Source organism: Caldimonas sp. (genome assembly GCF_046291045.1).
GTDB lineage: Bacteria > Pseudomonadota > Gammaproteobacteria > Burkholderiales > Burkholderiaceae_C > Caldimonas.
The window spans coordinates 12,629-29,260 of record NZ_JBKBSL010000009.1 but is presented as its reverse complement, the minus strand read 5'-3'; the positions used below and the strand labels follow the sequence as shown (position 1 = coordinate 29,260).

The 16,632-nt window shown below is 68.3% G+C and carries 13 protein-coding genes; 8 read left to right on the top strand and 5 right to left on the bottom strand.

Annotated elements, in window-relative coordinates; genetic code table 11:
* Window positions 1-148: 148 nt before the first annotated feature.
* On the top strand, window positions 149-1,060 hold the full coding sequence (locus ACK4ZD_RS04855) for an adenylate/guanylate cyclase domain-containing protein (RefSeq protein ID WP_409659346.1): 912 nt from the start codon (window positions 149-151) through the stop codon (window positions 1,058-1,060).
* A 21-nt stretch (window positions 1,061-1,081) separates the two neighbouring features.
* Here ACK4ZD_RS04855 and ACK4ZD_RS04850 read toward each other — a convergent pair whose 3' ends face one another.
* Window positions 1,082-1,813 carry an HAD family hydrolase gene (locus tag ACK4ZD_RS04850; RefSeq protein ID WP_409659344.1) on the bottom strand — a complete coding sequence of 244 codons (732 nt, stop codon included), beginning with the start codon at window positions 1,811-1,813 and terminating at the stop codon, window positions 1,082-1,084.
* Between the two features lie 118 nt (window positions 1,814-1,931).
* On the opposite strand from ACK4ZD_RS04850, the gene ACK4ZD_RS04845 reads away from it, so the two are divergent.
* The 3 genes from ACK4ZD_RS04845 to ACK4ZD_RS04835 all read left to right on the top strand — a co-directional run bounded on the left by ACK4ZD_RS04845 (window position 1,932) and on the right by ACK4ZD_RS04835 (window position 7,135).
* A complete protein-coding gene (locus tag ACK4ZD_RS04845; protein WP_409659342.1) occupies window positions 1,932-5,534 on the top strand; it encodes a PAS domain S-box protein in 3,603 nt (1,200 codons plus the stop codon).
* Between the two features lie 91 nt (window positions 5,535-5,625).
* Window positions 5,626-6,717, top strand: a complete 1,092-nt coding sequence (gene hemH, locus ACK4ZD_RS04840; RefSeq protein ID WP_409659341.1) for a ferrochelatase — start codon at window positions 5,626-5,628, stop codon at window positions 6,715-6,717.
* Between the two features lie 7 nt (window positions 6,718-6,724).
* Window positions 6,725-7,135 (top strand): RNA-binding S4 domain-containing protein, encoded by a 411-nt coding sequence (locus ACK4ZD_RS04835; RefSeq protein ID WP_409659340.1) that lies wholly within the window; start codon window positions 6,725-6,727, stop codon window positions 7,133-7,135.
* Between the two features lie 51 nt (window positions 7,136-7,186).
* On the opposite strand, the gene ACK4ZD_RS04830 is transcribed toward ACK4ZD_RS04835, so the two are convergent.
* Both ACK4ZD_RS04830 and ACK4ZD_RS04825 read right to left on the bottom strand, forming a co-directional pair.
* Window positions 7,187-8,401 carry a DUF5666 domain-containing protein gene (locus ACK4ZD_RS04830; protein WP_409659338.1) on the bottom strand — a complete coding sequence of 405 codons (1,215 nt, stop codon included), beginning with the start codon at window positions 8,399-8,401 and terminating at the stop codon, window positions 7,187-7,189.
* On the bottom strand, window positions 8,398-9,285 hold the full coding sequence (locus ACK4ZD_RS04825) for a DUF6502 family protein (protein ID WP_409659336.1): 888 nt from the start codon (window positions 9,283-9,285) through the stop codon (window positions 8,398-8,400). Before ACK4ZD_RS04825 ends, ACK4ZD_RS04830 begins: the two co-directional genes overlap by 4 nt.
* Before the next feature lie 199 nt (window positions 9,286-9,484).
* Here ACK4ZD_RS04825 and grpE point away from each other — a divergent pair, with 199 nt between their 5' ends.
* The 3 genes from grpE to dnaJ all read left to right on the top strand — a co-directional run bounded on the left by grpE (window position 9,485) and on the right by dnaJ (window position 13,286).
* On the top strand, window positions 9,485-10,015 hold the full coding sequence (grpE, locus tag ACK4ZD_RS04820) for a nucleotide exchange factor GrpE (protein WP_409659334.1): 531 nt from the start codon (window positions 9,485-9,487) through the stop codon (window positions 10,013-10,015).
* 72 nt (window positions 10,016-10,087) lie between these two features.
* Entirely contained in the window at window positions 10,088-12,028 is a 1,941-nt protein-coding gene (gene dnaK, locus ACK4ZD_RS04815) for a molecular chaperone DnaK (protein ID WP_409659332.1), read from the top strand.
* 118 nt (window positions 12,029-12,146) lie between these two features.
* Window positions 12,147-13,286, top strand: coding sequence for a molecular chaperone DnaJ (gene dnaJ, locus ACK4ZD_RS04810; RefSeq protein WP_409659330.1), 1,140 nt, complete (start codon window positions 12,147-12,149; stop codon window positions 13,284-13,286).
* On the opposite strand, the gene ACK4ZD_RS04805 is transcribed toward dnaJ, so the two are convergent.
* A complete protein-coding gene (locus ACK4ZD_RS04805) occupies window positions 13,279-14,676 on the bottom strand; it encodes a heavy metal sensor histidine kinase (RefSeq protein WP_409659328.1) in 1,398 nt (465 codons plus the stop codon). The two genes, dnaJ and ACK4ZD_RS04805, sit on opposite strands and share 8 nt — an antisense overlap.
* Window positions 14,673-15,359: a heavy metal response regulator transcription factor gene (locus ACK4ZD_RS04800; RefSeq protein WP_409659327.1), complete on the bottom strand. Its 687-nt coding sequence runs from the start codon at window positions 15,357-15,359 to the stop codon at window positions 14,673-14,675. Before ACK4ZD_RS04800 ends, ACK4ZD_RS04805 begins: the two co-directional genes overlap by 4 nt.
* Before the next feature lie 149 nt (window positions 15,360-15,508).
* Between ACK4ZD_RS04800 and ACK4ZD_RS04795 the strand changes: the two genes are divergently transcribed.
* Window positions 15,509-16,612: a hypothetical protein gene (locus tag ACK4ZD_RS04795; protein WP_409659325.1), complete on the top strand. Its 1,104-nt coding sequence runs from the start codon at window positions 15,509-15,511 to the stop codon at window positions 16,610-16,612.
* Window positions 16,613-16,632 lie beyond the last annotated feature (20 nt).

The following is a 16,632-nucleotide window of genomic DNA, read 5'->3' as shown; positions in this document are numbered from 1 at the left end:
GGTCAGGCTCGCTCAGCGAGCCTGCCTCGGCTTGTGCCGCGAATGGTTTTGGTGTGAAAGCAACGGCCCGGGGCCACCTTCGGGCCGTTTTCGTTTGCCCCCCCACGGCTGCAGCTACACTGCGCGTGAGTTTTTTCACACTGTGCAGATGGCCTCATCCCACGAGCGTACCGTCCTGTTTGCCGATCTGCGCGGCAGCACCTCGCTCTACGAATCCCTCGGCAATTCCCAGGCCGCCGAGATCGTCACCCGCACCATTGGCATGCTCAGTCAGGTGGTGCGCAAGCGCAGTGGCACGCTGGTCAAGACGCTGGGCGACGGCGTGATGGCCGTCTTCGACCGACCGACGCGCGGCTTGCGTGCGGCCCGCGAGATGCAAGAGGCCATCGCCCGCATCATGGCCGATGTCCACACGGGCGCGGCCTCCTTGAAACTGCGTGTGGCCCTGGCCCACGGCGAGATCGTCGATGTGGCCGGCGACTGTTTCGGCGACGCCGTCAACGTGGCGGCCCGGCTGCTCGAGCATGCCGGCGACAATGAGGTGCTGGTCACCGACGCCGTGTACGAGCAGCTCGGCCGACTGGATCGCCAGCGTTTGCGCAGCCTCGAACGCTTGCATCTGCGGGGGCGGGCCGAGCCGTGCAAGGTCTTCATGCTCGAGACCTGGGCCGACGATGCCCCGGCGTCCACACTGTTCTCCGACTTCACCGACACGCCATCGGCCGACTGCCTGCGACTGACGGTGGGAGGCGTGCACCAGGTCTTCACCCCCCAGCAGACCCCCGTGATCCTGGGACGCAGCCCGGAGTCGACGCTGTGCATCGACGACACCCGCGTGTCGCGCCTGCACGCGCGCATCGAATGGCATGGCGGCAACTTCCACCTCGACGACCAGAGCAGCAACGGCAGCTTCGTGCGCTTTGCCAACGAGGCCGAGACCGTGGTGCTGCGCCGCGGCCGCTGCATGCTGCACGGCCATGGCGTGATCGGGCTGGGGTCGCCTCCTGGCGACCCCAAGGCCGCCTGCCTGCACTTCGAGATCTTCAGCGTCGGCCCCTGAGGCGGGCCCTCGCCCCGCCGTTCAGGCCCCCAGGCGATCGGCCAGCTCACCCAGGTGACGCACCACGTGGCGGGCCCCCTCCGGAGCCCCTTGCACGTCGGCGTGGATGTCAGGACGCGCCACCCAAGCCGCCTGCAAGCCCGCCGCCAGGGCCGCCCTGACGTCCAAGGCCAGGTCGTCGCCCACATGCAGCACCCGGGGCGCAGGCGCCCCGGCGCGACGGCAGGCCTCCAAAAAAATGGCCGCATTGGGCTTGCCCACGCCAAAGCTGCGTGCGCTGACCACGCTGCGGAACCAGCGGTCCAGTCCGATGGTCTGGAGGTCGGCGTTGCCATTGGTCAAAGCCACCAACGGGAAGCGTGCCGCCAGGCGTTCGAGCGCCGGCACCACATCGTCATAGATCTCGACGCGGTGCCGCCAGGACAGGAAGAATTCGAACGCCGGCTGCGCCAGACCCACATCGTCGCCGGCCTGGGCGAGCGCACGCCGAAGACTTTCCTGGCGAATGGCGCTGAGATCGTGGGCCCAGTGCGGGTGGGTGCGGGCCATCTCGTCGCGCAAGGCTCTCAGGCCGGCCGTGTCGAAGCGGTCCGCCGTGGCCGGCGCATGCTGACGCAACCACGCATGCAGTTGCGCCTCGGCCCGCTCGATGGCGGGCCCTACAGGCCACAGAGTATCGTCCAGGTCGAGCGTGAGGGCCAAGGGAGGCACGGCGGGTCGTACGAAGTCTGTCACCCCCACACGGTAGCGCATTCGTCAACTGCTGCCGCAAACCTGGGGCAATCCCGCACTCGGGCCTTGCGGATTACGCCCCCAGTTCCCCTATAGTACCCGGCGGATTCCTGCTGTACCCCTGCCTCTACCGGACACCATGTCCTGCCCGCCCGACGTCGAAGAGACCCAGCGCCTGGAGCGCCTGCACGAGTTGCGCATCATCGACACGGCCCCCGAGCCGAGTTTCGATGCGGCCGTGAACCTGGCCGCCCGGCTCACCGGCTGCCCGCTGGCGCTGCTGGGGTTCATGGACCGCGAGCGCCACTGGTTCAAGGCTGTGGTCGGTGCCCCGGTGCAGGAAGTGCCGCGGGATCTGGCGCTGTGCGATCAGACGATGCACGATGCCGGTCTGAGCGTGGTCGAGGACCTGACGGCCGATCCCCGTTTCGCCCATCACCCCTTCGTCGTCGATACGTATCGGCTGCGCTTCTTTGCCAGCCTGCCTGTGCGGGTCGAAGATGCAGTGGTCGCCACGCTGTGCGTCTACGATGTTCAGCCGCGGACGCTGGCTGACGGCGCACGACATGGCCTGCTCCAGCTCGGTCTGATGCTGGAGGACATGCTTCTGTTGCGGCTCAAGGAGCAGCGCTCACGGCTGCAAGAGGCGCGCGTGCGCACCGCCGGCCTTGCCGGCAACGACTGGCTCTGGGAGTCCGATGCCGAGGGTCGCATCACCTGGGTGTCGGCCGGTATCGAACGTCACACCGGACTGAAGCCGCAGGACGAGATCGGCCACCGCGCACGCGACTTCTTCCTGCCCAGCTCCGACCCGCAGCACCAGGCGGGCCATGAGACCTACCTGCGGGCCCGCGCCGCATGCCAGCCTTTCAGCCAGGTCGTGATGGAACGCGACACCCCCCGCGGGCGTCTGGCCGTGGCCGTGTCCGGAGTGCCGGTGTTCGACTCGTCGGGGCGGTTCCGCGGCTATCGCGGCGCCACCCGCGTGGTGTCGGAGGAACTTCGCCTGCAGCAGCAAGCCCGCCGAACCCAGCAGCTGCTGCAAGAGGCCATCGACAGCGTGGGCGCGGGCATCGTGATTGCCGATGCCGACCACCGCATCGTGCACGCCAACCGCGCCTGGCGCGAAAGCATGGGCTGCCATGTCGCCTGCGACGAAGTCGCGACCTGTGACGAAGCTTTGCGTCGGGCCGTTCAGGCCGGGGACTATCCTGATGCCATCGGGAGGGAGGCCGAGTTTATTGCCTGGCGTACCGCCCCGCGCGCGGCGAGCGCCCCGCCGCTGGAAGTGCGCTGGCGCGATCGATGGTTTCTCGTCAGTGAAGAACCCATCGCCAGCGGCGGTCATATTTGCGTGACGCTGGACATCACGGCGCGTCGTCAGGCCGAGCTTGCGCTGGAGCGTCGCGATGCCGAGTTGCAGATCATGCGCCGCGCTTTGGAAGCCGAGACGGCCTTGCCCATGACCGTGGTCGATGCCCAGGCCCCGGACCTGCCGCTGGTCTACGTCAACCCGTCCTTCGAACGTCTCACTGGTTATCGGCGTGACGAGATTCTCGGCCGCAACTGCCGCTTCCTGCAGTGCGAGGACACCGATCCGATGATGCTGGCCGAACTGCGCTCGGCGCTGGCGCGCGGCGAAAGCTGCACCGTGGTGCTGCGCAACCGGCGCAAGGACGGTCGCCGATTCCTCAACGAATTGCACGTGTCGCCCCTGCGCGACGCCCAAGGCCGCCTGACCCACTTCATCGGGGTGCAAAACGACATCACCGAGCGCAGTGCCGCGGCCGACCGCCTGCGCCTGAGCGAGGAGCTCTACCGGTCAGTGGCCCTGTCGATCAGTGACGGGCTGATGGTGCTCACGCGCGACCGCTATGTCGTGGCGGTCAATCCAGCGGCCTGCCGCATCCTCGATGCACCGATGGACGCCCTGATGATGCGGCCCGGTCTCGACCTGCTGACCGAGGATCTGCGCCCGCTGCCCGCCGAAGCCCATCCGGTGACGCGCTCGCTCGAGGCCGGGGAGCCGGTGGCCGAGGAGGTGTATGCCATGCGCGGCCGCGACGGCGCCGTGCGCTGGCTCGCGGTGAGCACCCAACCGCTGCGCCTGGCCCCGGGGGAACAGCCGATGTCGGCCGTGATCACCTTCCGCGACATCACGCGCCAGCGCCGCGCGGAGCTCGCACTGGCGCAAAGCGAGCAGCGTTGGAAGTTCGCCCTCGAAGGCAGTGGCGACGGCGTATGGGACTGGGACGCGCAAACCAACACGGCGTATTACTCGCGCAGCTGGCGCGCCAACCTGGGTTACGAGCACGAAGAACTGAGCAACCACCCCCAGGAGTGGCGGCAGCGTATCCACCCCGATGACTGGCCGGCGGTACGCCGCGCTCTGGTGGCCCACCTGAAAGGCCACACCGAGGTCTACCAATCCGAGCACCGGATGCGCCACCGTGATGGGCACTATCTCTGGGTGTTCGAGCGCGGCAAGGTCATGTCGCGCTCGCCCGAAGGTCGAGCTTTGCGGGTGGTGGGCACCTACTCGGACATCACGCGCTTGAAGCAGGCCGAACAGGCGCTGCGCGACAAGCAAGCCGCCGAGCTGGCCAGTCAGGCCAAGACCGAGTTCCTCTCGCGCATGAGCCACGAAATGCGCACCCCGCTCAACGCCATGATGGGCTTCGCCCAGTTGCTGGCGATGAACGCCGACCGGACGGAGCCGGCCCAGGTGCACGACTATGCAGCTCACATGCTGCAGGCCGGCCGCCACCTGCTCGCGCTGATCAACGATGTGTTGGACCTGCAGCGCGTGGAGGCGGGGCAGCTCGGCCTGTCGATGCAGACGCTGCCCGTGCGCGATGTGACCGCCCAAACCCTGGAATTGCTGATTCCCTTGGCGCGCGAAGCCCACGTGGACATCGACGACCACATCGGCGCCAACGAGCATGTGCTGGCCGATGCCCAGCGTCTGCGCCAGATCCTTCTCAACATCGTGTCGAATGCGATCAAGTACAACCGTCCTGGCGGCCGCGTGGCGCTGCGCGCCCACCACCTGCCCGGCAACCGTGTGCGCATCGATGTGGAGGACACCGGGGCCGGCCTGGACGCTCGACAGCTCGACCGCTTGTTTCAGCCCTTCGAGCGCCTGGGACGGGAAACCTCCAACGTCGAGGGCACTGGCCTGGGCCTGCTCATCGCCAAACGCCTGATCGAGGAGATGGGGGGCAGCATCAGTGTGCGCAGCACCCTCGGCGTGGGCACCACGGTGAGCCTGGAACTGCCTCGTGCCGATCCAGTGGCGGGCCGGGCGGCCGGGCCCGGCCCGCACGAACAGCCCCCACACCCGCCAGGCGGGATCGGCCCACTGCGCATGCTTTACGTCGAAGACAACCCGGTCAACGCCCTGCTCTTCCAGGAAGCCATGAGCCTGTGCAAGCACATCGAACTGCAGGTGGCCGAGGACGGCGAGCAGGCCTTCACCCTGGTGCGGCGCTGGCGGCCCGACGTCATCGTGCTCGACGCCCATCTGCCCGGCATGTCCGGCTTCGAGGTGCTGCAAGGCCTGCGCCGGGACCACGGCCTGCACGCCACGCCGGCCTTCATGTGTTCGGCCGACGCGATGCCCGACGACATCGAGCGGGCTCGCCAGGCTGGTTTCGCCGGCTACTGGACCAAGCCGATCTCGATCTCGCAGGTGCTGGCCGACATCGAGCGCGTGGCGCCCAGACCGGGCGTGGCCGTCTGAGACCCGCCCCCCGCAGGGGCGACCCCGCCCGGCGATGGTGGGGCTGTCGCGGCTCGGGAATAATCCAAGGCCCACAAGGAGCCCCACCCCCATGCGCTTCGCCCCTGAACCGGCCCATGCCCACGGCCGCGAAACCACGACCGGCGTGTTGCTGTGCAACCTCGGCACCCCCGACGCCCCCACCGCGCCGGCGCTGCGCCGCTACCTGGCCGAGTTCCTGAGCGACCCGCGCGTGGTCGAGATCCCGCGCTGGCTGTGGAAGCCCATTTTGCACGGCATCATCCTGCGCGTGCGTCCGTCCAAGTCTGCCGCCAAGTACGAAAGCATCTGGACCGAGGAAGGCTCCCCTCTGCGTGTGTGGACCGAGCGACAGGCCAGACTCCTGCAGGGCTACCTGGGCGAGCGCGGCCACCGCGTGAAGGTCGCCGCCGCCATGCGCTACGGCCAGCCCTCCATCGCCACGCAACTGGATGCGCTGAAGGCCGCTGGGGCCACCAGGGTGCTCGTGTTGCCCCTGTACCCCCAGTACTCCGGCACCACCACCGCCAGTGTGATCGACGCCGTGGGCGCCTGGGCGGCGCGCACGCGCGCGGTACCCGAGCTGCGCTTCGTGAACCGCTACCCCGATCACCCGGGTTATATCGAGGCCCTGGCTCGGCGCATCGGCCACCACTGGATGGACCATGGCCGGCCCGACCGGCTGGTGCTCAGCTTCCACGGCGTGCCGCAGCGCACCCTCGAGCGGGGCGATCCCTACCACTGCGAGTGCCACAAGACCGCCCGCCTCGTGGCCGAACGTCTGGGCCTGCGCCCCGAGGACTACCAAGTCACGTTCCAGAGCCGCTTCGGCAAGGCGCAGTGGCTGCAGCCCTACACCGAGCCCACGCTCGTCGAACTGGCCCGCCGGGGTGTGGGGCGCGTCGACGTGATCTGCCCTGGCTTCGTCAGCGACTGCATCGAGACCCTGGAGGAAATCGCGATGGAAGGCCGCCAGGCTTTCCTCGGCGCCGGCGGCCGGGAGTTCCACCACATCGCCTGCCTGAACGACCTGCACGAATGGATCGTCGCGCTCAGCGACATCGCCGAACAGCACCTGGCCGGATGGCCCACGCGCGAGACCTGCGACCCCGCGATGCTGGCGCGCCAGCGCGAACGCGCCCTCGCGCTCGGCGCAGCGGCCTGAGGTCGGCATGGACGGTGTACGCCTGGACAAGTGGCTGTGGGCCGCGCGCTTCTACAAGACGCGCAGCCTGGCCAGCGACGAAGTCGGCAAGGGCCGGGTGCGTGTCAACGACCAGAGCGCCAAGCCGGCGCGCGAGATCCGGGTGGGCGACCGCCTGAGCCTCCAGCAGGGGTCGTCGACCCGCGTCGTGATCGTGCGCGGCCTCAGCGAAGTGCGCGGTCCCGCACCGGTGGCCCAGCAACTCTACGAAGAAACGCCGGAAAGCCTGCGCGCACGCGAGGAAGCGGCCCGCCAGCGGCGCTACCTCGCCGACCCTGCCCAGGCGATCGAACAGGGCCGTCCCACCAAGCGCGACCGGCGCAAGCTGGCCGACTGGCAACGCTGGAGTGTGTCGCTGGACGATCCGCCCAAGCGGTGATGCGGCCACCGGCGTCAGCGCTGCACGCGCGGCGGCCCCGGGGTCCGCACCTCAGGGATTCACGCACTCGACCCGGGTCGCCCGCACATGGTCGCCAACGATACGGCCCGTCACCCGTACGCGCGCGCCGTTGGCCGGTTCACATTCACGCTGCGTGCCGGCGTCCAGTTCGACGAACGTGTCGCGCACCGTGAAGCGGGATCCGGACAAGCCGGACACCTCCCCGGTCAGTCGCGCGATGGAAGCCTCGCTGGCAGCCGTGCGCAACTCGAAGCGGGCTTCACGCAGCACCTGCAGCACCGCGTCGTAGCGCGCCTGCACGTCCACGTAACGCCCCTCCACCAGGTCGTCCAGGCTCCCTCCGTTCACCTGGGCCGACGACCGCTCGATCACGGCATCGGCGACGCACACGTAAACCGAGGGAGGCCGCGGCGCGTCCGAGCAGTCCTGCACCGGCCCTGACAGACGCACCGACTGTTGCGGCAGCCATTGCCGGCGCAGGATCTGAATGCGATCGGCCTCGACATACCGGTCGCCCGGCTGGCCCAGGATGCCCCCACGCGTCCACACCCGCACCGACTGACCCTCGGCCAGTGCCTGTTGACCGGGAACGATGACCGTGCGGCTGTCCCGCTGCACCCGCAGGCCACCGATCCTGAAGCTGTCCGGTGTCAGGCCCGCGACGGAACCGCCCAGGCGCAGCCAGGGGCTCTGCCCGGGCCTGTCCACCATGGCGATCCGAGAGGCCACGATCTCGCGCACCCCACCGCTCGTGCGGGCCAGGCCGTGCACTTCCACCCGCTGCCCCACTTGCAGCGCCGAGGCGTCGGCCACCCCCACCAGCAGCGTCAAGGGCCCCTGCTCAGCATCGGTATTGACGAGCACGCGCTGGCCGCCCACCTCCAGCGGCGAGACCGAAGTGACTGGGCCGATCAGCTCAGGCGAGATGCGGATCTCGGAGACCACGCGCCGCCCCGCAGCATCGATCTCGAACTCGAGTTCGACGCGCTGGCCCAGGCCGAGCCGGATCTGTCCCGGCGGGATGTCGGGAGCCCCCTCCACACTGTCCAGCCTCACGCGCGCCTGGGTATCGTCGAGTTCCAGCCCATCGACCCAGACGCTGCCAAAGCCCGATACCGCGCCCGACGACGACACCGGTGCCCCCGTCCCCCCCGAGCCCACGCCACCGCCGCCGCAGGCGGCCAGCCCCCCGGCAACCACTAGGATCATCAGGCCGATGCGGCCCCACGACAGCACCCTGTTCACGAAGAAGACTCCTTCGGGCCGACCGCAGCCTCCGTATCGGACGCCTCAGGCTCCATGTAGTAGTAAACGCCAAAACGCATGCGATGAGGCTGCGAGGTCTGCCGGTCAGCCTGGAAGCGTCGATGGGCTTCCTCGGCCATGCGGGCGAAGTCCTGTGCCCACAACTGCCGTGCCAGCGCCCCCAGCGCCTCGGCCGAAGCGCGCGACAGGCCGCTGGCGAACACGCTTTGCTCAAGCAGGCGCGGTTCCGTGGTGGTCAGGTTGTGTACCGCGGCGGCCAGGTGATCGGCCCCATTGGCAGCGAACAGCTCGGCCATCGCGGCCTCGTCGGCCGACGGCACGTAGCTGTCGGCCACCAGCTCCACCCACTCGCCATCGACGCGCACGAGCGACAGCCGCTCCAGCTCGTCGAGCAGGGTGCGTGGGTGCACATCGGTGGACACCTCCCGCGCCAGGGCTTCGAACGAGCCGCGTTCGCCCAGGCGCGGCAGCCGCAAGGGGCGGGCGCTGGCCGGATCGCGCCAGCGCGGGTCGGTGGCCCAGCGGGTGAAGACCAGCGACGCCGGCGAAAAGCTCTTGTCGCGCTGCAACGCCCTGCCCAGGTGGGCCAGGGCGCGCACGTCCTTGCGGTGCACGCCGCTGAGCACGCTCAGGGCCGAATCGGTGGTGCGCCGCCCCTGGCGGCGCAGTTCCTCACCCGCCACCTCCACGAACACGCGTTTGAGCGCCGCGACGAACGCCCCATACTGCACGCCCTGGCGCAGCAGCCAGCGCACGATGGGCGTGGCCAGCGCCAGCGCGGTGCGCAAGGCCAGGTCGGCACGGCGAGGGCCCGTCGCCCCCGCGGGCTCGGCGGTGGGCTCGGCTGAGGGTGAAGTGTCCAAGGGGATGGGACCGATGCACAGTTTCAGACCCTCATCCTACCTTGCGCAAGATTCCCAGGCGCCCCCCGCCTGGGGGTGGGCCGGCCAAGCCCAGGCCGATTGCCGGCAAAATGCGCAATTTTCCCGTACATGGCTGCCCCGGCCTCTTGAACCCCTGGGGCAAGCCCCCATCTGCGCGCCACTCGATGGGAACCACGACATGACAGAACCGCAGCATCCTGAACAGAATCAAGCTCCTGCCCCCGAACTGACCGCCGAGCCGGCCGAGCAGGTGGCCCTCGAGCAGAAGCTGGCCGAACTCGAGGCCCGGCATGCCGAGGTGTCCGACGCCTATCTTCGCGCCAAGGCCGAAGTCGAGAACACCCGCCGCCGCGCCGAGGAGGAAATCGCCAAGTCGCGCAAGTTCGCCATTGAGGCATTCGCCGAGAGCCTGCTGCCCGTCAAGGACAGCCTGGAGGCGGCCCTGGCGGTCGAGAACGCCACCCCCGAGCAGATGCGCGAGGGCGTGCATGCCACGCTGCGCCAGCTCGCCCAGGCCCTGGAGCGCAACAAAGTGCTTGAAGTGAATCCGTCTGCCGGCGAAAAGTTCGACCCCCACCAACACCAGGCCATCAGCATGGTGCCTGCCGAGCAAGAGCCCAACACCATCGTGGCCGTGCTGCAAAAGGGCTACGTGATCGCCGACCGGGTGCTGCGCCCGGCCCTGGTCACCGTGGCGGCCCCCCGCTGAAAGCCCTTGAAAAGCCCCTCACTTATCCACAAGTAGCGGACAACCGAATCTCTCAGATCAGGAGCATCCAACATGGCAAAAATCATCGGCATCGACCTGGGCACCACGAACTCGTGCGTGGCCATCATGGAGGGCAACACGCCCAAAGTCATCGAAAACAGCGAGGGCGCCCGCACGACGCCGTCGATCGTCGCCTACCTGGAAGACGGCGAAGTGCTGGTCGGTGCCTCGGCCAAGCGCCAGGCGGTCACCAACCCGAAGAACACCCTGTATGCCGTCAAGCGTCTGATCGGCCGCAAGTTCACCGAGAAAGAAGTGCAAAAGGACATCGACCTGATGCCCTACTCCATCGTGCAGGCCGACAACGGCGACGCCTGGGTCGAAGTGCGGGGCAAGAAGCTCGCTCCCCCGCAGATCAGCGCCGAAGTGCTGCGCAAGATGAAGAAGACCGCCGAGGACTACCTGGGCGAGCCCGTCACCGAGGCCGTGATCACCGTGCCGGCCTACTTCAACGACAGCCAGCGCCAGGCCACGAAGGACGCCGGCCGCATCGCCGGTCTGGAAGTCAAGCGCATCATCAACGAGCCCACCGCAGCCGCCCTGGCCTTCGGCCTGGACAAGACCGCCAAAGGCGACCGCAAGATCGCGGTGTATGACCTGGGCGGGGGCACCTTCGACATCTCCATCATCGAGATCGCCGATGTAGACGGCGAAAAGCAGTTCGAGGTGCTGTCGACCAACGGCGACACCTTCCTGGGCGGCGAGGACTTCGATCAGCGCATCATCGACTACATCATCGGCGAGTTCAAGAAGGAGCAAGGCGTCGATCTGACGAAAGACGTGCTGGCGCTGCAACGCCTGAAAGAAGCCGCCGAGAAGGCCAAGATCGAGCTGTCGTCCAGCCAGCAAACCGAAATCAACCTGCCTTACATCACGGCCGATGCCTCCGGGCCGAAGCACCTGAACATCAAGCTCACGCGTGCCAAGCTCGAAGCCCTGGTCGAGGACCTGATCGAGCGCACCATCGAGCCGTGCCGCATCGCCATCAAGGATGCCGGCGTGAAGGTCAGTGACATCGACGACGTGATCCTCGTCGGCGGCATGACCCGCATGCCCAAGGTGCAGGAAAAGGTCAAGGAGTTCTTCGGCAAGGATCCGCGCAAGGACGTCAACCCCGACGAGGCCGTGGCCGTGGGTGCGGCCATCCAGGGCTCGGTCCTGGCCGGCGACCGCAAGGACGTGCTGCTGCTCGACGTCACCCCGCTGTCCCTGGGCATCGAGACCCTGGGCGGCGTGATGACCAAGATGATCAGCAAGAACACCACCATCCCGACCAAGTTCTCGCAGGTCTTCTCGACGGCCGACGATAACCAGCCTGCCGTGACGATCAAGGTCTACCAAGGCGAACGCGAGATGGCTGCGGGCAACAAACTGCTGGGCGAGTTCAACCTCGAAGGCATCCCGCCGGCCCCGCGCGGTGTGCCCCAGATCGAAGTGACCTTCGACATCGACGCCAACGGCATCCTGCACGTGAGCGCCAAGGACAAGGCCACGGGCAAGGAGAACAAGATCACCATCAAGGCGAACTCCGGCCTCACCGAGGAGGAGATCCAGAAGATGGTGAAGGACGCCGAGCTCAACGCCGCCGAGGACAAGCGCAAGCTCGAACTGGTGCAGGCGCGCAACCAGGCCGATGCCCTGGTGCACAGCGTGCGCAAGTCCCTGGGCGAGCACGGCAGCAAGCTCGAGGCCGCCGAGAAGGACGCCATCGAGTCGGCCCTCAAGGACGTCGAAGAGGCGCTGAAGGGCGAGGACAAGGCCGCCATCGAAGCCAAGAGCGAGGCGCTGATGAAGGCCAGCCAGAAGCTGGGCGAGAAGGTCTATGCCGAGATGCAGGCGGCCCAGGCTGCCGCCGGCCAGGGCGACTCCGCCTCCGGTGCTCAGGCGTCGGCCAAGCCTGCCGACGACAACGTGGTGGACGCCGAGTTCACCGAAGTGAAGGACAAAAAGTAATCGACGCTGGCCCGCCCCCGGGCTGGCGGCTCCAAGCCGCCGGGGGCCGGGATGAAAGCACCCCCGTGGGCAGCGAACACTGCACACGGGGGCTTTGCGTTTGAAGGTGACCGAGAAGATGGCAAAGCGCGACTACTACGACGTCCTAGGTGTGGCGAAGAACGCGTCCGACGAGGACATCAAGAAGGCCTACCGCAAGTTGGCCATGAAGTACCACCCGGACCGCAACCAGGGTGACAAGGCCAAGGAAGCCGAGGAGAAATTCAAGGAGGCCAAGGAAGCCTACGAGATGCTCTCGGACCCGAAGAAGCGCGCGGCCTATGACCAGTACGGCCATGCGGGGGTCGACCCGAACATGGGTGGTGCAGGCTTTCGCGGCGGACCCGAGGGCTTCGGCGGCTTCGCCGAGGCCTTCGGCGACATCTTCGGCGACATCTTCGGGGCGGCCGGCGCTCGCCGCGGCGGCCCGCAGGTCTATCGCGGCAGCGACCTGTCGTATGCCATGGAGATCACGCTGGAGGAGGCTGCCCACGGCAAGGAGGCCCAGATCCGCATCCCGAGCTGGGAGGAATGCGACACCTGCCACGGCACCGGCGCCAAGCCAGGCACCAGCGCCAAGACCTGCGGCACCTGCCATGGCTCGGGGACCGTGCACCTGCGCCAGGGCTTCTTCAGCATCCAGCAGACCTGCCCCCACTGCCACGGCAGCGGCAAGGTCATCCCCGACCCCTGCCCCAGTTGCGGTGGCCAGGGCCGGCTGAAGAAGTCCAAGACGCTGGAGGTGAAGATTCCCGCCGGCATCGACGAAGGCATGCGCATCCGCTCGGCCGGCAACGGCGAGCCCGGCACCAACGGCGGCCCGCCGGGCGACCTGTACATCGAGATCCGCATCAAGAAGCACGAGATCTTCGAGCGTGACGGCGACGATCTGCACTGCACCGTGCCGGTGAGCATCACCACCGCGATCCTCGGCGGGACCATCGAGGTGCCCACGCTGTCGGGCCGTGCCGAAATCGAGCTGCCCGAGGGAACCCAGCACGGCAAGACCTTCCGCCTGCGCGGCAAGGGCATCAAGGGTGTGCGCTCGGCCTATCCCGGCGACCTGTACTGTCACATCCAGATCGAGACGCCGGTCAAGCTCACCGAGCACCAGCGCAAGCTGGTCAAGGAACTGGACGAATCGCTCAGGAAGGGCGGGGAACGCCACTCGCCCAATGCCAAGAGCTGGACCGACCGGGTCAAGGATCTGTTCAAGTGAGCGCCTCCCGCGGGGGCTGTGACCGCGGGAAATGCAGGGACATCGCGGTATGACCCTGCCCCGACCGCGCCGAGGCGTGCCCGCCATGCGAGCGCATCACCGCCTGGGTGATGGCCAGACCCAGGCCCGTGCCCTCGCTTTGGCCATGACGGCGTGACCGGTCCACGCGGAAGAACCGATCGAACAGCCGGGGCAGATCCTGTGCCTCGATGTCCGGCCCCTGGTTGTGCACGGTCAGCACACAGTCGGTGGGCCGCTCCTCCAGCGTCACGCGCACCGCCGTGCCCGGCCAGGCATGCCGCAGCGCATTGGACAGCAGGTTGCTGATGGCGCGGCGAACCATCAACCGGTCGCCCACGATCTCGCCATCGCCTTCGACCAACAGCTGCAGCCCTTTGTCCTCGGCCAGGGCCTCGTAGAAGTCGAACAGCGCCCTCACCTCCTCGGCCAGGACGATGCGCTCCGGCCTTGGCAGGGCCAGTCCGTGATCGGCCTGGGCCAGGAAAAGCATGTCCGAGACCATGCGGGCCAGGCGCTGCAGTTCCTCGGCATTGGACGCCAGGATGTCTCGGTAGGCTTGCGCCTGCCGCGGCTGCGCCAGGGCCACCTGCGTCTGCGTGAGCAGGTTGCTGATGGGGGTACGCAGCTCGTGAGCCAGGTCGCCGGAGAACTGTGACAGCCGCTCGATGTCCGTTTGCAGACGATCGAGCATGGTGTTCAGCCCCTGGGCCAAGTCGGCCAGTTCCACCGGCACATCCTGCACCGGCATGCGATGCTCGAGCTGCCGGGCCGTCACGCGCTGGGCGCGGGCCTTCATCTCCCGCAGGGGAGCCAGTCCGCGCCGCGCCGCCCACCAAGCCAGCAGGCCACTCACGAAAGCGGCCGCGGCCAGATAGGCCGTCAGCGACCGGGTCAGCGACTGCATGAAATGCTGGTGGTGCCCGATGTCCAAGGCGAGGGTCAGGACGAAGGCCCGCCCTCCTCCCAGTTCGGCGGAAGCCGGCAGGGGAAACTGCAAGGCGCGCAACGTCCGGCCGTCGCGGGTCCATTCGAAGGGCGGGCCGGAGTCCTGCAGGCGCTGGACGGCCTGGGCCAGCCCGAGACCGTCGCGGTCATACACGGCGCGCCCGCGGTCATGCAGTTCGGCATGCAGCCCCTCATGGCTGGACAGCAGATGATCCAGATGGCGGGCCAGCTCATCCTCCGACCGGCTTTGGGCGACGAGCCGGGCGATCAGGCGTGACTTGTCGCGCAGCAGCTCCTCGTCGAGCTCGACGAAATGCGCATCGGTGGCGCGGAGCACGAACAGGCCCAGCCCGAGCAGCACCGCCAGCGACACCAGGGTGTAGAGCAGCGTCAGGCGTGCCGTCAGCGTGAGGTGGCGCCTCATGGGCGGGCCTCGGGCACCTCGAGCACGTAGCCCATGCCGCGCACGGTGTGGATGAGCCGCGGCTCGAAACCTTCGTCCACCTTGGAGCGCAGACGGCGCACGGCCACCTCGATCACGTTGGTGTCGCTATCGAAGTTCATGTCCCACACCTGCGAGGCGATCAGCGAGCGCGGCAACACCTCACCGCTGCGGCGCATCAGCAGCTCCAGCAGACCGAACTCCTTGGCCGTGAGGTCGATACGGCGGCCCGATCGCGTCACGCGGCGGCGCAGCAAGTCGAGCTCCAGGTCGGCCACCCGCAAGGTCGTGGCCTCCAGGCCCGAGCGGCCTCGGCGCAGGATGGTGCGTACGCGCGCCAGCAGCTCGGCAAAGGAGAAGGGCTTGACGAGATAGTCGTCCGCCCCCAGTTCCAGGCCGCGCACCCGCTCCTCGACCTGGTCGCGCGCGGTCAGGAAGAGCACCGGCCGGTCCCAGCCGCGGCCGCGCAGCTCACGCAGTACCGCCCAGCCGTCCAGCCCGGGCAGCATCACGTCCAGGATGACCAAGTCGGGGTCGCCGGCCAGCGCCAGGTGCAGCCCGTCGGCACCGTCGGTGGCCAGATCCACGGTAAAACCGGCCTCGCGCAGTCCCTGACGCAGGTAATCACCCGTCTTGGGTTCGTCTTCGACGATGAGGATCTTCACGACCGCTGGACTGTCTTGAACAGACGCAAGTGTGCCTGGACCGTCGCCCGGCGCATCCAACCTGACAGATTTGTCATCTTGCCGACAGCTTCCCGTGGGCCTGTCCCACCTAGAATCCCGTCCATCCGTTGACGTACATCATGGCAGACATGCTCCATCTCAAACAACCGCTTCTTGCGGCCACCCTCTGGGCCGGTCTGGCGACGGTGACCCCCACCGCCCTGGCCGCACAGGGCGATGCCCCCCTCGACTGGCGCGAGGCCAACGACACGGTCGGACAGTTCCAGCGCGGCCACGTCGACGTCCTGCGCTGGGAAGAGGCCCACCTCAAGGAAACCCCTGAGCCGGCGGCGCCGCCGGCCACCCTGTCCTTGGCGACCCCCGCCGACGCCGTGCGCCAGGCCTGGAAGGCGCATCTCTCGCTGGCCGGCGTGCAGGCCCAGCTCGGTCCGGACCTCACCGATGCCGTCGCCCAGGGACGCTGGACGGCGATCGATCCCGGGATGCACCGTCGCGTGCAAGGTCTGGGCGAGCTGCTCGCCGTGGCCCGCGAGGCGCGTCAGGCATGGATCCACGCCGTGGCCGCGCGCCAGAGCATCGGCTTGCACCGCGAGAGCCTCGTGGCGGCCCAGACGGCGCACGAGCTCGGTCGCCGCATGGTGCAGGTGGGCAACTGGAGCCGCCTGCAGGGGGCCCCGACCTCGCTGGCACTCAGCGAGGCCAAGATGTCCCTACAGCGGGCCGAGTACACCGCGGCCCTGGCCGAGCGCGAGCTGATCCGCGTGCTGCGGCTCACGGGGCGGCACGACCGCATCGCGCTGCCCGAGGGCTTGCCGGCACTGCCCGAGTCCTTGATGAGCGCCGATGCGCTGAAGAGCCACCTGCAGCGCCTGCGCAGCCAGTTGCAGCGCGCCGAGGCCCTGCGTGCGGCCCCTCACGCGCGAATGGCCTACGAGGCCTATCGCGCCAGCCACGCCCTGGCCACGGGCTACCGCGACGAGGTGCTCAAGACGCGCGAGCTGATGGCCGAGGAAGCCGTGCTTCGCTACAACGGGATGCTCAAGAGCGTCTGGGACCTGCTGTCGGAAACCCGGTTGCGCTTCGCCGCCGCGGCCGAGACCGTCAGTGCCCAACGCGACTTCTGGCTGGCCGAGGCCGATCTCCAATGGGTGCTCCAGGGGGGCGAGCCCACGAACTTCGTGTCGCTCGGCGGTGGCGGCGCCGCCGCCGCGGGCGCTGCCCCGGCCCACTGACCCTCTTTCCCGGACAACAC

Excerpts from the sequence above, each read along its gene's own strand:
- ACK4ZD_RS04855 (WP_409659346.1), top strand. The coding sequence starts at position 149 with ATGGCCTCATCCCACGAGCGTACCGTCCTGTTTGCCGATCTGCGCGGC.
- ACK4ZD_RS04835 (WP_409659340.1), top strand. The coding sequence starts at position 6,725 with ATGGACGGTGTACGCCTGGACAAGTGGCTGTGGGCCGCGCGCTTCTAC.
- ACK4ZD_RS04845 (WP_409659342.1), top strand. The coding sequence starts at position 1,932 with ATGTCCTGCCCGCCCGACGTCGAAGAGACCCAGCGCCTGGAGCGCCTG.
- grpE (WP_409659334.1), top strand. The coding sequence starts at position 9,485 with ATGACAGAACCGCAGCATCCTGAACAGAATCAAGCTCCTGCCCCCGAA.
- ACK4ZD_RS04805 (WP_409659328.1), bottom strand. The coding sequence starts at position 14,676 with ATGAGGCGCCACCTCACGCTGACGGCACGCCTGACGCTGCTCTACACC.
- ACK4ZD_RS04850 (WP_409659344.1), bottom strand. The coding sequence starts at position 1,813 with ATGCGCTACCGTGTGGGGGTGACAGACTTCGTACGACCCGCCGTGCCT.
- ACK4ZD_RS04795 (WP_409659325.1), top strand. The coding sequence starts at position 15,509 with ATGCTCCATCTCAAACAACCGCTTCTTGCGGCCACCCTCTGGGCCGGT.
- dnaJ (WP_409659330.1), top strand. The coding sequence starts at position 12,147 with ATGGCAAAGCGCGACTACTACGACGTCCTAGGTGTGGCGAAGAACGCG.
- dnaK (WP_409659332.1), top strand. The coding sequence starts at position 10,088 with ATGGCAAAAATCATCGGCATCGACCTGGGCACCACGAACTCGTGCGTG.
- hemH (WP_409659341.1), top strand. The coding sequence starts at position 5,626 with ATGCGCTTCGCCCCTGAACCGGCCCATGCCCACGGCCGCGAAACCACG.